We start from the raw sequence: 15383 nt of genomic DNA on the forward strand, positions 1-15383 counted from the left end.
CCCATGAGTGCAACCCAGACCGCCCCGGCACGTGACCGGCTGCGTATTGCCATCCAGAAGAGCGGGCGCCTGGCCGAACCGGCGCGCAGCCTGTTGACCGCCTGCGGGCTGAGCTGGCGGCAGAGCCGCGACAAGCTGTTCTGCTACGGCGAATCGCTGCCGGTGGACCTGCTGCTGGTGCGCGATGACGACATCCCCGGCCTGATCGCCGACGGCGTCTGCGATTTCGGCATCGTCGGCCGCAATGAACTGGACGAGCAGGGCGCCGCGCGCCGCCGCATCGGCTTGCCCGATGCCTACCAGGCGCTGCGCGGCCTGAACTTCGGCCAGTGCCGGCTGATGCTGGCCGTGCCCGAGGAATGGAACTGGCAGGGCGTGCAGCAGCTGGCCGGCAAGCGCATCGCCACCAGCTACCCCGCGATCCTGGCCGACTGGCTGGCCGAGCGCGGCGTGGATGCCCAGGTGGTGGAGCTGTCCGGATCGGTGGAGATCGCTCCCCGGCTGGGCACCGCCGACCTGATCTGCGACCTGGTCTCCAGCGGCGCCACCCTGGCCGCCAACCAGCTCAAGCCGGTGGAAACGCTGCTGGAAAGCGAAGCCGTGCTGGCCGGCCCGGTGAAAACCCCCGACGATGCCCGCGCTGGCCTGATGGCCATGCTGCTGCGCCGCCTCGACGGCGTGGTGAAGCTGCAGGACAGCAAGCTGCTGATGTTCCGCGCCGAACTGGACCGCGTGTCTGAACTGGCCCGCCTGTTGCCCGATGCCGACCCGCTGGTGCAGTTGCCCGATGATGGCGGCCACCTGCGTTTGCAGACCATGTGCCACGGCGCATTGACCTGGCAGCGGTTGGAAGAGCTGGAGCGCGCAGGCGCCCAGGGGTTGATGGTGTTGAGCGTGGAGCGGTCGCTGGCATGAATCGTCTGCAATGGTCCCAGTTGAGCGACAGCGAACAGGCACAGGCGCTGCAGCGTCCGGTGCAGGCCGTGGCCGCGCGTACCCGCGAATCGGTGGCCGCGCTGATCGCGGCGGTGCGTGATGATGGTGATGCCGCCCTGCGCGAAATCAGCCTGCGTTTCGACGGCGTGGCCCCGGCCTCGTTTGAAGTGAATGATGAGGAATTCGCCGCCGCCGAGCGTGCGGTACCGGTCGAGCTGCGCCAGGCGATGACCGAGGCCGCCGAGCGCATCCGCCTGTTCCACAAGGCCGGCATGAGCCAGGGTTATGCGGTGGAAACCGCGCCGGGCGTGCGCTGCGAACGCATGGTGCGGCCGATTGGCCGCGTCGGCCTGTATGTTCCGGCGGGCAGCGCGCCGCTGCCGTCCACCGCATTGATGCTCGGCGTGCCGGCGCAGCTGGCCGGCTGCCGTGAAGTGGTGCTGTGCACGCCGCCGCGCCGCGATGGCAGCGCCGATCCGGCCGTGCTGGTGGCCGCGCGCCTGACCGGCGTGCACCGCGTGTTCAAACTGGGCGGTGCGCAGGCGATTGCCGCCATGGCCTACGGAACGGCCAGCGTACCTGCCTGCGACAAGCTGTATGGCCCGGGCAACAGCTACGTGACCGAAGCCAAGCAGCAGGTGGCCCAGGATGGCGCGGCGGCGATCGACATGCCGGCCGGCCCTTCCGAAGTCCTGGTGATCGCCGATGCCGGCGCCAACCCCGCCTTCGTCGCCGCCGATCTGCTTTCGCAGGCCGAACACGGGCCCGATTCGCAGGTGCTGCTGCTCACCGATGATGCCGACATGCTGGCCAGGGTCGAGGCGCAGGTGCAGGTACAGCTGGCGCAGCTCTCGCGCGCCGACATCGCCGCGCAGGCACTGCAGTCCTCGCGCCTGATCCTGGTCGATTCGCTGGTACAGGCCTTCCAGATCAGCAACCGCTACGCCCCCGAGCACCTGATCCTGGCGCTGCGCGAACCGCGCGACTGGCTGGCGCAGGTGGAAGCAGCCGGTTCGGTGTTCCTGGGCGATTACACCCCCGAAGCGCTGGGCGATTACTGCAGCGGCACCAACCACGTGCTGCCCACTGCCGGCGCCGCGCGCGCCTACAGCGGGGTGAGCGTGGCCAGCTTCCAGAACATGATCAGCGTGCAGGCCGCCACCGCACAGGGCATCGCCGCCATCGGCAACTGCGCGCGCGTGCTGGCGCGTGCCGAAGGGCTGGACGCGCACGAGAACGCGGTGGCACTGCGCATGGAGACGGCCGCATGAGCGACGGTACCGTGCTCGACCTGGTGCGCAGCGACCTGCGCGCGTTCGCCGGGTATTCCTCGGCACGCAGCAGCGCGCTGGTGGGTGACGTATGGCTCAACGCCAATGAATCGGCTTGGGCCAATCCTGCCGACGCGCAGGGCATCGCCCGCCGCTACCCCGAACCGCAACCCGAAGCGCTGCGCGCGCGGCTGGCCGCGCTGTACGGCTGCTCCGCCGACCAGCTGCTGATCGGCCGTGGCAGCGATGAAGCCATCGACCTGCTGGTGCGCGCACTGTGCGAACCCGGCCGCGACGCCGTGCTGGTCACCCCACCGGTGTTCGGCATGTATGCGGTGTGCGCGCGCCTGCAGAATGCACCGCTGCTGGAAGTGCCGCTGCGGGATGCCGGGGATGCGTTGGAGGCGGATATCGACGCCATCATCGCCGCCGCCCTGGCCGGCAATGCCAAGCTGGTGTTCCTGTGCACGCCGTCGAACCCGGCCGGCAGCACGATCTCGCTGGACGACATCGAACGCGTTGCCCGGGCGCTGCAGGGCAGGGCACTGGTGGTGGTGGATGAGGCCTACGGCGAGTACGCGGAGCAGGCATCGGCCACCAGCCTGCTGGCGCACCGTGACAACGTAGCGGTGCTGCGCACCTTGTCCAAGGCCCACGCCCTGGCCGCCGTGCGGATCGGCAGCCTGATCGCCGCCCCCGCGTTGATCCAGACGCTGCGCCGTTGCCAGGCCCCGTACCCGGTGCCCGCGCCGTGCACTGCACTGGCCCTGGCTGCGCTGGAACCGGCCGCGCTTGAGGTCACCGCGTCCCGCGTGGCCCAGATCAAGGCCGAACGTGGCCGCCTGGCGGCGGCCCTGCAGCAGGCTGCCGGCGTGGTCCGCGTGTACCCCTCGCAGGGCAACTACCTGCTGGTGCGGTTCAGTGACGCCCAGGCCGCGTTCGACGCGCTGCTCGCCGCTGGCGTGGTGGTGCGCGACCAACGCGCCGCGCCGCAACTGCACGATGCACTGCGCATCACCGTTGGCAGCCCGGAGGAGAACGACCGCGTGCTCCAGGTACTCAGCGCCCGGAGGGCCGCCGCATGACCCCCATCCTGTTCGTCGACCGCGACGGCACCCTGATCGAAGAGCCCGCCGATTTCCAGATCGACGCGTACGAAAAGATCCGCTTCGTGCGCGATGTGATCCCCGCGATGCTGAAGCTGCGCGATGCCGGCTACCAGTTCGTGATCGTCAGCAACCAGGACGGGCTGGGTAGCGAAGGCTATCCGCAGGCCTCCTTCGACGGCCCCAACGACCTGATGCTGCAGATCTTCGCCAGCCAAGGCATCGTGTTCCGTGACGTCTTGATCGATGGCACCTGGCCGCACGACAACGCGCCCACGCGCAAGCCCGGCATCGGCATGATGCTGCCGTACCTGCAGGACCGCAGCATCGACTGGGCGCGCTCGGCCATGGTCGGTGACCGCCCGACCGACATCCAGTTCGCGCAGAACATGAACATCCGTGGCTTCCAGCTGCGCACCGGACAGTTTGGTGGTGAGTGGGACTGGAACGGCATCGCCCATGAACTGGCCGATGCGCCACGCCGCGCCACCGTGCAGCGCAACACCAAGGAAACCCGCATCCGGGTCGAGGTCGACCTGGACCGCACCGCCGAACCGCAGACGCACACCGGGCTACCGTTCTTCGACCACATGCTGGAGCAGATCGGCAAGCACGGCGGTTTTGCATTGAGCGTGCAGGCTGAAGGCGACCTGCACATCGACGAGCACCACACTATCGAAGATACCGGGCTGGCGCTGGGCCAGGCCCTGCGCGAAGCACTGGGCGACAAGCGCGGGATCGGCCGCTACGGCTTCACCCTGCCGATGGACGAGACCCTGGCCAGCGCTGCGCTGGACTTCAGCGGCCGCCCGTACTTCGTGTTCGAAGGCGAGTTCAAGCGCGAGCGCGTAGGCGACATGCCGACCGAGCTGGTGCCGCACTTCTTCCGCTCGCTGTGCGATGCCTCGGGCCTGAACCTGCACCTGAGCGTGCGCGGCGACAACGACCACCACAAGGTGGAGGCCTGCTTCAAGGCGCTGGCCCGCGCACTGCGCCAGGCGCTGCCGCGGCAGGGCACGGCGCTGCCCAGCACCAAGGGGGCGCTGTGACTGACATTGCCCTCATCGATGCCGGCGGCGCCAATCTCGGCTCGGTGCGCTACGCATTGGAGCGACTGGGGGCACGCGTGCAACTGGTGCGAGATGCGGCGGGCCTGCGCGGCGCATCGCGGGTGATCCTGCCCGGCGTGGGCGCGGCGCCGCACGGCATGGCACGCCTGCATGCGCAGGGCCTGGTGCAGCCGCTGCGTGAGCTGCAGGTCCCACTGCTGGGCATCTGCCTGGGCATGCAGCTGCTGTTCGAACACTCCGAAGAGGGCAACGTGGAATGCCTGGGCCTGCTGCCGGGCGTGGTCCGCCACCTGCACCCGGCGACCGGCATCCGCGTCCCGCACATGGGCTGGAACCGGCTGCTCCCGCTGCGCCAGGCCGCGTTGATGGACGGCGTTGCCGACCGCGCCAGCGCCTACTTCGTGCACAGCTATGCCGCCCCCTTGAACGAACACACCGTGGCCGCCTGCGATCACGGCGGCCTGTTCGCCGCGGTGGTGCAGCGCGGCCGCCACAGCGGCGCGCAGTTCCACCCCGAGCGTTCCGCCGCCACCGGCGCGCGGATCCTGCGCAACTTCCTCGAGAACGAACCCGCATGAGTTTCACCGTCTATCCCGCGTTGGACATCCGTGAGGGGCGCGTGGTGCGCCTGCTGCAGGGCGACTACGCCCAGCAGACCACCTACGGCGACGATCCGCTGCCGCGCGCGAAGGCGTTCGCTGCAGCGGGCGCGAGCTGGATGCATCTGGTCGACCTGGACGCCGCGCGTGCCGGCGGCTACACCCTGGCCCCGCTGCTCAACGCAATTGCCAGCGAAAGTGGCCTGAAGGTGCAGACCGGTGGCGGCATCCGTCGCCGCGACGATGTGGCGCGGCTGCTGGATGCCGGCGCGGCGCGCGTGGTGGTGGGCTCGGTGTCGGTACGCGAGCCGGAGACCGTGATCGGCTGGCTGCAGGCGTTCGGCGCCGACCGCCTGACCATCGCCCTGGACGCGCGCCAGGCCGACGACGGCCGCTGGCTGCTGCCGGTACATGGCTGGACTGAAACTGCCGACGTGACCCTGGACGAGCTGGCCCAGCGCTATGCGCAGGCCGGGATGCGCCACCTGCTGTGCACCGATATCGCCCGCGACGGCATGCTGTCCGGCCCCAACATCGGCCTCTACCGTCATCTCTCCAAGCTGCTGCCTGGCGTAGCGGTGCAGGCCTCGGGCGGGGTACGCAGTGCCGCTGACGTAGCCGACGCCAAGGCGGTCGGCTGCGGCGGGGCGATCCTGGGCAAGGCGCTGCTGGAAGGCCGCATGACCCTGCAGGAGGCGCTGGCATGTTGAGCCGCCGGCTGATTCCGTGCCTGGACGTGCGCGATGGCCGCGTGGTCAAGGGCGTGCGGTTCCGCGATCACGTGGACATGGGCGACATCGCCGAACTGGCGCTGCGCTACCGCGACCAGGGCGCCGACGAGCTGGTGTTCTACGACATCGGCGCCAGCCCGGAAGGGCGCGCGGTGGACGTGGGCTGGATCGAGCGCATCGCGCGGCTGATCGACATTCCGTTCTGCGTGGCGGGTGGCATCAGCGAAGTGGAGACCGCCCGCCGCGTGCTGTACGCCGGCGCGGACAAGATCTCGATCAACTCGCCGGCGCTGGGCCGCCCCGCGCTGATCGAAGAGCTGGCGGATGCCTTCGGCGTGCAGTGCGTGGTGGTCGGCATCGATTCGGTACGGGAGCCCGATGGCGAGTGGCGAGTGCGCCGCTTCAGCGGCGACCCGGACAAGACCCAGGCGGTGCCGGTGCGGACCCTGGACTGGCTGGTGGAAGCCCAGCGCCGTGGCGCCGGCGAGATCGTGCTCAACTGCATGGACAGCGACGGCGTGCGCCGCGGCTACGACGTGGCCCAGCTGCGCCAGGCGCGGGCGCTGTGCAGCGTGCCGCTGATCGCCTCCGGCGGTGCCGGCGACATGCAGCACTTCGCCGATGTATTCGACCAGGCCGATGTCGACGGTGCGCTGGCCGCCAGCGTGTTCCACAGTGGCGCCATCGCCATTCCCGCGCTCAAGCAGTTCCTGCGCGAGCAGCAGATCGAGGTTCGTGATGTCTATTGAAGTATTGCCCTCCCGTGAGTCGCTGGAACAGCTGGACTGGGCCAAGGGCGATGGGCTGTTGCCGGTGGTGGTGCAGGACGCCGATACGCTCGCGGTGCTGATGCTGGGCTACGCCAACGCCGAATCGCTGGCCCTGACCCTGGTAACCGGGCACATGACCTTCTACAGCCGCAGCAAGCAGCGGCTGTGGACCAAGGGCGAATCGTCCGGCAACGTGCTGGCGGTGGTGGCCGTGCGCGTGGACTGCGACCGCGACACCCTGCTGGTGAGCGCGCGCCCGGCCGGCCCGACCTGCCATACCGGCAGCGAAAGCTGCTTCGCCCAGGCGCCCGGCAATTTCCTCGGTCGCCTCGACGCGCTGGTACGCGAACGCGAACAGCAGCGCCCGGCCAACAGCTACACCACCACCCTGTTCGAGCAGGGTCTGCGCCGGATCGCGCAGAAAGTGGGCGAAGAGGGCGTGGAGACGGCGCTGGCCGGCGTGGTGCAGGACGACGGCGCATTGCTTGGCGAATCGGCGGACCTGCTGTTCCACCTCACCGTGCTGCTGCGCGCCCGTGGGCTGTCGCTGCAGGATGCGGTGGGCGTGCTGGTGGCCCGCCACGCCGGTTGAGCGGGAAGCACGTCATTTAACGTCGTTGAAACGGGCCACAGGGGATGATGTGCGGCTTTACAATCGCCCACCTCCAACGGAACGCCTCGATGACCCGCACTGCTGCCTGGCTGGCCTGCCTGCTGTTGATGTCCGCACCTGCCTGGGCCAGCGAGGCCACCGTGACCGGCAAGGTCTACCAGGAGCGCGACGGCAAGCCCGGCCGCGGCCCTACCGACCCGGCGCTGGCAGGGGTGCAGGTCTCCAACGGTGAGCAGATCGTGCGCACCGCCGCCGACGGCAGCTACAGCCTGCCGGTGCGCGATGGCCAGACCGTGTTCGTGATCAAGCCCGACGAATTCCGCTTCCCGGCCGCCGCCAACGGCATGCCCAGCTACTGGCGGCACTACGCCCCGCAGGGGTCGCCGCGGCTGAAGTACGACGGCATCGCTGCCACCGGCGGCAATGTGCGCAACTGGGATTTCGCGCTGGAGCCGGTCAAGGACGCCGACGCCGCACGCGCCGGTTTCGAGATGCTGGTATTCACCGATTCGCAGACCGCCAGCCGCCAGGACGTAGGCTATTACCATCGCGCCATCGTCGAACCGATCATCGGCAAGCATCCGGCGCGGCTGGGCACCACGCTGGGCGACATCGTCAACGACGATCTGTCGCTGTACCCGCAGATCAACAAAGCCACCGCACAGCTGCAGGTGCCGTGGTTCCATGTGCCGGGCAACCACGACCTGGACATGGATGCCGGCGATGACCGCCATTCGCTGGACAGCTGGCGCGCGGTCTATGGCCCCGACACCTATGCGGTGGAGGAGGGCGGCGCCAGCTTCGTGTTCCTGGATGACGTGGTGTATGACCCGGCTGCGAAGCCGAAGTACGTCGGCGGCCTGCGCCCGGACCAGTTCACCTTCCTGGCCAACTACCTCAAGAGCGTGCCGCGTGACCGCCTGCTGGTGCTCGGCATGCACATTCCGCTGTTCGATGCCGCGCCGGGCCGCGAGACCTTCCGCCACGCCGACCGCGCGCGCCTGTTCGCCCTGCTCAAGGATTTCCCGAACGTGCTGGTTCTCAGTGGGCACAGCCACACCCAGCAGCACTACTACCACGGTGTGGCCGAAGGCTGGGAGGGCAGCAAGCCACTGCATGAGTACAACGTGGGCGCGGCCTGCGGTGCGTTCTGGTCAGGCGTAAAAGACAGCAGCGGCATTCCAGATGCGACCATGAGCGACGGCACCCCGAATGGGTACGCAGTGCTCTCGGTGAAGCCGGGTGGCGAGTACGGCCTGCGCTATTACGTGGCGCGCGCGCCGGATGATTACCAGATCGCCCTGCACGCGCCCAAGGTGCTGCGCAAGGGCGCCTACCCGGCCTGGGGCGTGTACGCCAATGTGTTCATGGGCCAGGCCGACACGCTCGTGGAGTATCGCGTCGACGATGGCGCGTGGCAGAGCATGAAGCGGGTGGAGCAGCCGGACCCCCGCCTGGTGGTCGAGAACGTCGCTGACGACACCGCCGAACGCCTGCGCGGTTTCGACCGCTCGCCCGAAGCCACGCCCTCGCCGCACCTCTGGCGGGGCGCGCTGCCGACGGATCTGGCCGCTGGCGCCCACAAGGTGGACGTCCGCGCCGTCCACGCCGACGGCCCCACGGCAACGGCCAGCACCACCTACCGTCTGCAGGTAGCCAACCCGTAACGGTCCAGCACGCACACCGCAATACGCCCGGGTACGGCAAACCCCGGCTTTGCAAAGCCAGCACGATCACCGAAAATCCCGGCAATGACATCGAATCCACCCAAGGCCTGCGCGTGAGCGTTGCAATACCGTTCCCGGACGCGCATCCGGTCCACCCGCGCCCGGGTTCCCAAGGCGACACGTTGATCGTCGCCGATGTCGGCGGTACCTACGCACGCCTCGCCCTGGCCGACGTAGTGCCCGGCCAGGCGCCGCGCATCCGCAACCTGCGTCGTTTTGCCTGCGCCGAGTTCCCCAGCCTGGCCGCCATCCTCGCCGCGTTCCGGGCCTCGCAGCACCTGGCGCCGGCCAGCGCCGTGGTCGCCATTGCCGGGTTGCTGGAAGGCGACCACCTGGTCAACACCAACCTGCCGTGGCCGGTCTCGGTGGCGGACACGCGCCGGGACGCAGGGCTCGCCACGCTGGACCTGATCAACGATTTCGAAGCCGTCGCCTATGCGATTCCGCACGTGGCAGCGGAAACCCTGGTGGCGTTGAACGGCGAGCCGGCCGACGGCAACCGCTGGCCCGCCCTGGTGCTGGGCCCGGGCACGGGGCTGGGCGGCGCACTGCGCTTCGAGGCCGGTGCACGCGCGGTGCTGGCGAGCGAGGCCGGACATGCCGCGCTCGGCGCCGGCACCGCACTGGAACTGCAGGTGCTGCAGCAGATGCTGGCGCGCTGGGACCACGTGGACAACGAACGCATCCTGTCCGGCAGCGGCCTGATGAACCTGTATCCCTGCCTGTGCGGCATTCGCGGGGCGGAACCGCAGTGGACCACGCCGGAAGCCTTGATCGCCGCCGCGCACGCGGGCGACGACGCGCTGGCGGTCGAGACGATGGAGGTGTTCTGCGGTTGGCTGGGCAGCCTGGCCGGTGACCTGGCGGTGACCTTCGGGGCGCGCTCGGTGTACCTGGCCGGCGGCATCTCCAGCCACGTGGCCCGTTTCCTCGACGATGGCCATTTCCGCACCCGTTTCCTGGCCAAGGGCGTGATGCGCCGGGTGCTGGAGCAGGTGCCGGTGTGGCGGGTCGAACATGGCGAGCTGGGCGTGGTGGGCGCGGCCGTATGGCACGCCGAACATCGCTGCGCGGCCGCATAAGCATTTTCCCGGCCCTCCCGGGCTGGTTCACGGCGTTGGGAGAGCAACCAGTGACTGATCGTAGACAGTTCCTACAGGCCGGTGCATTGGCCGCAGGCGTGATGGCGTTTCCGCGCGTGCAGGCCCGGGCCAGCGGGCGCGCGCGGGTGGTGTCCACCTGGGATTTCGGCGTAGGCGCCAACCAGGCCGCGTGGAAGGTGTTGTCCGCCGGCGGCAGTGCGTTGGATGCGGTGGAAACCGGAGCGCGCTGGGCGGAAAGCGAACTGTGCAATCCGACCGTGGGGCGCTGCGGCAACCCCGACCGCGACGGGGTGCTGAGCCTGGATGCCAGCATCATGGCCGGCGACGGCCGCTGTGGTTCGGTTGCGGCACTGAGCGAGATCCTGCACCCGGTATCGGTGGCCCGCAAAGTGATGGAACAGACCCCGCACGTGATGCTGGTAGGCGAGGGTGCCCAGCAGTTCGCGGTGCAGCAGGGTTTCAAGCGCGAAAAACTGCTCACTCCGGCCGCGGAAAAAGCCTGGCGGGAGTGGTTGAAGACCGCGCAGTACACCCCCGAGATCAACGCCGAACGGCGCACGCGGCCGGGCGACAGCAGCAACCACGACACGCTCGGCATCCTCGCCATGGATACGCAGGGCCAGCTGGCCGGGGCCTGCACCACCAGCGGCATGGCGTGGAAGCTGCATGGGCGGGTGGGTGACAGCCCGATCATCGGTGCCGGCCTGTACGTGGACAACGAGGTAGGCGCGGCAACCGCGTCGGGCGTGGGCGAGGAAATGATCCGCAACGCAGCGTCATTCCTGGTGGTGGAACTGATGCGCCAGGGCCGCTCTCCGGCAGAAGCCTGCCGCGAAGCGATCGCACGGGTGGTACGCAAGCGCCCCGAAGCCAGCAGGACGCTGCAGGTCTGTTTCCTGGCGCTGGACCGCAATGGTGAGGTCGGCGCGTACGCGCTGCATCGCGGTTTCGTCTACGCGGTATGCGACAAGGACCGCCAGGACGACCTGCGCGATTCGGCCTCGGTATACACCAGCGAGCAGACCTGAGCATGCAGCGGCGCACCCTCGAGATCGCCTCGAACTCCGTTGCATCGGCCCTGGCGGCGCAGCAGGGCGGTGCCGACCGCATCGAACTGTTCGACAACCTGGCAGAGGGCGGCACCACGCCGTCCCACGGCAGCATCGCGGTGGCGAGGGATCGGTTACGGATTCCGCTGTTCGTGCTGATCCGCCCGCGCCCGGGCGACTTCCGTTACGACGCCCTCGAAACGGACATCATGCTGCGCGATATCGCACAGTGCCGGCAGCTGGGGTGCGACGGGGTGGTGATCGGCGCGCTGGATGCCGACGGCAACATCGACACCGCGCTGTGCCGCGAACTGGTCGCCGCTGCCGGCCCGCTGGGCGTCACCTTCCACCGGGCGTTCGACGCTGCGCGTGACCTGCCCACCGCGTTGGAGCAGGTGATCGCGCTGGGCTGCCAGCGGGTGCTGAGCTCCGGTGGCCAGTCCAGCGCCGAAGCGGGCAGTGACATGCTGGCCAGGCTGGTCGCCCAGGCACGTGATCGCCTTTCAGTGATGGCGGGCGCGGGTATTGGTCCGGGCAACGTTGCGGGCATTGCCACGGCTACCGGATGCCGTGAACTGCACGCCTCTGCAAAGGCGGTCCGCGTCTCGGGCATGCGTTATCGCAATGACGACCTGCGTGGCCTGGACAACGACTGGACGCAAACGGATGCCAACATCGTGGCTGGGTTGCGCGCTGCGCTGGACGGTTTCGTCTCGTAAGGCAACAGCAACAGCAGCGTCTTCAATGCTACGAGCAGGGAGGCAGTCGGGCAGCCCCTTACGGGACACGCCGTAAACCCATCCTTGGGGGCTTGGCAAAAACATCCATGTTTTTGACAGTCCCTACAGGGGCCACCCGCCTGCCTCCCCGACGGATTGCGTGTGCGGTTGGAAGAAGCAGCCACGCAGGGCGTGGCTCTACGCAGTTGCCGTTGCCTTTCCGATGGCCACCAACACACTGTCAGAGGGTCGGCGGGTGTGGGGGTACGGGGGCTTTACCAAACATGGATGTTTGGTAAGAGCCCCCATGGAAGGGTTCACGGCGCCCCCCGTACCCCCACACCCGCCGGCCCTGCACGCGTACCCGGGCAAACGACGGCTTTTGCTTTGGCTGTTCCGTTGGCTTCGGCTTCGGCTTTGGCCTCTACATCAAACCCCAAAAAAAACGACAACCGCCTATGACAGCGCGGTTGCCGTGGAGGAGCGTTTCCCCTGCCCGAAGGCAGGGGTGGGTTGACGCTTAGAACTTGTAGGTCGCGCCGAAGTACAGCTGGCGGCCCGAGTACAGGCTGGAGATCAGACGGGCATCGGTATCGTTGCCGAGGTGGATGCGCTGTTCTTCCTTGGTGGCGTTCAACACAGAGGCGGTGAAGGTCAGCGCGTCGGTGAAGTTGTAGGCCACGTTGAGGTCGAGCTGTGCGTACGGCTCGGTGTACTCGGTCATGCCGCCGTTCAGGCCACCGACCACTTCACCGCGACGGTTGTACGAGGCACGTGCCAGGAACTTCTCGTTCTCGTAGAACACCGTCACGTTGGCCTGGTTCTTGGCGCTGCCGACCAGCGGCGACGAACCGATGCTTTCACCGTCGAGCACGATCGAGGCCAGGTTGGTGTCGTTGTAGGTGTAGTTGGCCTGCACACCGAAGCCCATGTCGAACGTGTACTGACCGTACAGCTCCACGCCCTGCGACACGCCATCGCGGCCATTGGCCTGGGTCTCGTAATCCTGCACCGTGACCGACTCGCCGCCGACCACCATCTGCACGTCACGCACCACCGGCACGGTGAAGTTGTCCACGTTCTTGCGGAACAGGCCGATACCCGCGACCGCGCCCGGCTTGAAGTACCACTCCAGGCCCACGTCGAACTGGGTGGCCTCGAACGGCTCCAGGTCCTTGTTGCTGCCGTGGCCCTGCCAGCCTTCCTGCGGCGCGCCACCGGCGACGCGACGGTCATTGACGTACTCGGCGCTGTAATAGCTCAGTGCGCCCGGTGCGGCAATGCTGGTGTAGCTCGGGCGCGCGATCACCTTCGACGCCGCGCCGCGCAGCACCAGGTTCTCGGTGATGTCCCAGGCGATGTTGAAGCTCGGCAGGAAGTCGGTGTAGGTCTTGTCGGTGCCGATCAGCTCGAACGACTTCTGCCGCGCCAGGCTGTCAGGCAGGCGGACGAAGCCGCTTTCGCAACCGTAGGTCGGGAACGCTGCCGCCGCCGGGTCGGTACACGACATCGGTGCACCGGACGCGTTGTCGAGGAAGTAGTCGTTGAAGCGTTCGATCGCATCGCTGGACTGTGCGAACTGCTCGGTACGCACCACGCGCAGGCCGACATTACCGCGCAGGCGGTCGGTACGGAAGTTGGCCTGGAAGTAGCCGGCGTAGACCTTCTCGTTGACGTTGTAGACGAAATCTTCTTCGGTGCGGTTGTGCGAACCGCCGTAGCGGTCGTTGAGGTAGTTGATGTACGCCGGGTAGTTGATGCCCGGGAACACGTTGGCGTTGAAACCGCCGTTGATGCCGCTGATCGGGTTGGACAGGAAGAAGCCCGGCTGCGCAATGCCGGCCGTGTTGTCGCAGCCCGCCTGGTAGCGGTTGTTGTCATAGTCCGCCGGGTCGGTGCCCGGGCAGACCCAGTAGGTGTTGCCGGTATTGCGGTGGACCTTGCCATCGCTGTACTTGGCGCCGAACTGGAACGAATCCAGCCAGCCGGTCTCGAACAGCTTGGTGAAGTCGGCCTGGAAGTGGTTCTGCTTGATCTCGGTCTGCATCCAGGACGAATCGGTCGAGCCGGTGTCCACTTCAGCAATGCCGTTCATCAGCTGCTGCTGCAGGTCGGGCGAGAACGTGGCCGACGGCGTGCCGGTCAGGTCCCATGCCGAGTACTGGTTGCCGGTCTGCCACACGCCATCGACACGGCGGCGCGGCTTGGCCGACATGCGGAACTTCATCGACGGGCCACCTTCGGACCAGGTGCGGCCGCCGCTGAAGGACGCCTTCCACAGCGGGCTGATGTCCCAGTCGACGCTCAGGTCGGCGGTCTGCGACAGCGCCTTTTCGCGGCTGTAATCGCCGGTCAGCTGCGGGGTGGGGATGGTGCAATCGTCCGGACCCCAGCCACCCGGCGGCAGGCCGGCGGCGGCAGCTTCGTCTTCACTGCAGTAGTAGGTCTTGCCCGGGATCTTCTCGAACTGCGCGCCGGTGACGATGGAGCCGCTGGGATCCATGGTCAGGCCGTTGAGCAGGCGACCGCCGGCCCAGTTGCCGTCCTGGTTGTAGCGGGCCATGTTCCATTCCGGAATCTTGAGCATGTTCTGGGTGTAATCACCCTCCAACTCGAAGCGGAAGTAGTTCGCCGTCAGCGTTACGTTGTCGGTCGGCTTGAACTGGAAGGTGAGCTGACCGCCCTTGCGCTGGCGCTCTTCTTCCTTGACCGCGAAGTTCACCGAGGTCGGCATGTAGAAGTCGGTGTAGTTGCGGCCGTTCTGGTCGTTGAAGCCCGAGTTGCCCCACCAGTAGTTGACACCTCCCTGGTTCATGTCATTGCCGAACACGTCGCGCGCGGTGGTGTCGGTGCCATACCACTGGTAGTTTTCCGTGGTGGCTTCCATGGTGCGGCTGGTGCGCTTCTGCTGGGTCACGCCGACCAGCACGCCGAAGCGCTCGTCGTCGCTGTGCCAGGAGTAGAGCGCCGACGCCTGCGGGTCGACGTCGCGGCTGTTGTCCGAGGAGGTGCCTTCCAGGGTCACGTAGCCGGAGTTGGACTCCATCTCCAGCGGGCGGCGGGTGTGCAGGATGACCGTGCCGCCGATGCCGCCTTCGTCGATGCGCGCTTCGGGCGACTTGAACAGCTCGGCGCTGGACAGCATGTTCGACGGCAGCAGGGTGTAATTGAACGAACGGCTCGCCTCGTCATTGGTTTCCGAGGTGGCGATGTAATTGCCGTTCAACTGGGTCAGGGTCAGGTCCGGGTCCAGGCCGCGCACGCTGACGCTCTTGCCTTCGCCGCCGTCACGGGTGATCACCACGCCAGGCACGCGCTGCAGCGAATCGGCGACGTTCTTGTCGGGGAACTTGCCCACGTCTTCGGCCGTGATCACTTCGACCACGGCGTTGGCGTCGCGCTTCTGCTGCAGGCTCTTCTCGATGGCGTAGCGGTAGCCGGTCACCTGCACGCTGTCGAGCGTGGTCGCCGAGGGGGTCTCGGACGGGGTGGTGGCCTGCTGGGCGAACGCGGCGGCCGGCACGAAGGCGGCGGCGGCCAATGCGAAGGTGATGGCGGCCGACAACGCGTCGCGGCCGTGTTTGCGGGACATCTGGTTCATTCCACTCTCTCCCTTGGATTGAAGCGTATGGCTGACACGTTGTATCGATCTAAATTCGGAGGCCGAATGGCGTGGGGTTACAGGGTTC

Annotated in this window: 13 protein-coding genes; 12 read left to right on the forward strand and 1 reads right to left on the reverse strand. The window is 67.8% G+C overall.

Annotated elements, in window-relative coordinates:
* Nucleotides 1–3 precede the first annotated feature (3 nt).
* The 12 genes from hisG (at nucleotide 4) to V9K91_RS13725 (ending at nucleotide 11694) form a co-directional block, all read left to right on the forward strand.
* Nucleotides 4–915: an ATP phosphoribosyltransferase gene (gene hisG / locus V9K91_RS13670; protein WP_336443397.1), complete on the forward strand. Its 912-nt coding sequence runs from the start codon at nucleotides 4–6 to the stop codon at nucleotides 913–915.
* Nucleotides 912–2207, forward strand: a complete 1296-nt coding sequence (gene hisD / locus V9K91_RS13675) for a histidinol dehydrogenase (protein WP_336443398.1) — start codon at nucleotides 912–914, stop codon at nucleotides 2205–2207. Before hisG ends, hisD begins: the two co-directional genes overlap by 4 nt.
* Entirely contained in the window at nucleotides 2204–3292 is a 1089-nt protein-coding gene (gene hisC, locus V9K91_RS13680; RefSeq protein ID WP_336443399.1) for a histidinol-phosphate transaminase, read from the forward strand. The genes hisD and hisC overlap by 4 nt, the downstream gene beginning before the upstream one ends.
* Nucleotides 3289–4362, forward strand: coding sequence for a bifunctional histidinol-phosphatase/imidazoleglycerol-phosphate dehydratase HisB (gene hisB / locus V9K91_RS13685; protein WP_068851426.1), 1074 nt, complete (start codon nucleotides 3289–3291; stop codon nucleotides 4360–4362). The genes hisC and hisB overlap by 4 nt, the downstream gene beginning before the upstream one ends.
* Complete coding sequence (gene hisH, locus V9K91_RS13690) at nucleotides 4359–4961, forward strand: imidazole glycerol phosphate synthase subunit HisH (protein ID WP_336443400.1); 603 nt, start codon at nucleotides 4359–4361, stop codon at nucleotides 4959–4961. Before hisB ends, hisH begins: the two co-directional genes overlap by 4 nt.
* The gene (gene hisA, locus V9K91_RS13695) at nucleotides 4958–5692 is read left to right on the forward strand and encodes a 1-(5-phosphoribosyl)-5-[(5-phosphoribosylamino)methylideneamino]imidazole-4-carboxamide isomerase (protein WP_336443401.1); all 735 of its coding nucleotides are present in this window, start codon (nucleotides 4958–4960) and stop codon (nucleotides 5690–5692) included. The genes hisH and hisA overlap by 4 nt, the downstream gene beginning before the upstream one ends.
* Nucleotides 5686–6462, forward strand: a complete 777-nt coding sequence (gene hisF / locus V9K91_RS13700) for an imidazole glycerol phosphate synthase subunit HisF (RefSeq protein ID WP_336443402.1) — start codon at nucleotides 5686–5688, stop codon at nucleotides 6460–6462. Before hisA ends, hisF begins: the two co-directional genes overlap by 7 nt.
* Nucleotides 6452–7075 carry a bifunctional phosphoribosyl-AMP cyclohydrolase/phosphoribosyl-ATP diphosphatase HisIE gene (gene hisIE, locus V9K91_RS13705; RefSeq protein WP_336443403.1) on the forward strand — a complete coding sequence of 208 codons (624 nt, stop codon included), beginning with the start codon at nucleotides 6452–6454 and terminating at the stop codon, nucleotides 7073–7075. The genes hisF and hisIE overlap by 11 nt, the downstream gene beginning before the upstream one ends.
* Before the next feature lie 89 nt (nucleotides 7076–7164).
* The gene (locus V9K91_RS13710) at nucleotides 7165–8763 is read left to right on the forward strand and encodes a calcineurin-like phosphoesterase family protein (protein WP_336443404.1); all 1599 of its coding nucleotides are present in this window, start codon (nucleotides 7165–7167) and stop codon (nucleotides 8761–8763) included.
* A gap of 125 nt (nucleotides 8764–8888) precedes the next feature.
* Complete coding sequence (locus tag V9K91_RS13715) at nucleotides 8889–9905, forward strand: glucokinase (RefSeq protein WP_336443477.1); 1017 nt, start codon at nucleotides 8889–8891, stop codon at nucleotides 9903–9905.
* Between the two features lie 50 nt (nucleotides 9906–9955).
* On the forward strand, nucleotides 9956–10954 hold the full coding sequence (locus V9K91_RS13720) for a N(4)-(beta-N-acetylglucosaminyl)-L-asparaginase (protein ID WP_336443405.1): 999 nt from the start codon (nucleotides 9956–9958) through the stop codon (nucleotides 10952–10954).
* Between the two features lie 2 nt (nucleotides 10955–10956).
* Nucleotides 10957–11694 carry a copper homeostasis protein CutC gene (locus V9K91_RS13725; RefSeq protein ID WP_336443406.1) on the forward strand — a complete coding sequence of 246 codons (738 nt, stop codon included), beginning with the start codon at nucleotides 10957–10959 and terminating at the stop codon, nucleotides 11692–11694.
* Between the two features lie 520 nt (nucleotides 11695–12214).
* Here V9K91_RS13725 and V9K91_RS13730 read toward each other — a convergent pair.
* Complete coding sequence (locus tag V9K91_RS13730) at nucleotides 12215–15295, reverse strand: TonB-dependent receptor (protein WP_336443407.1); 3081 nt, start codon at nucleotides 15293–15295, stop codon at nucleotides 12215–12217.
* Nucleotides 15296–15383 lie beyond the last annotated feature (88 nt).

Origin of the sequence: Stenotrophomonas sp. CCNWLW57, from assembly GCF_037203925.1 — a bacterium.
Taxonomy (GTDB): Bacteria; Pseudomonadota; Gammaproteobacteria; order Xanthomonadales; family Xanthomonadaceae; genus Stenotrophomonas; species Stenotrophomonas rhizophila_A.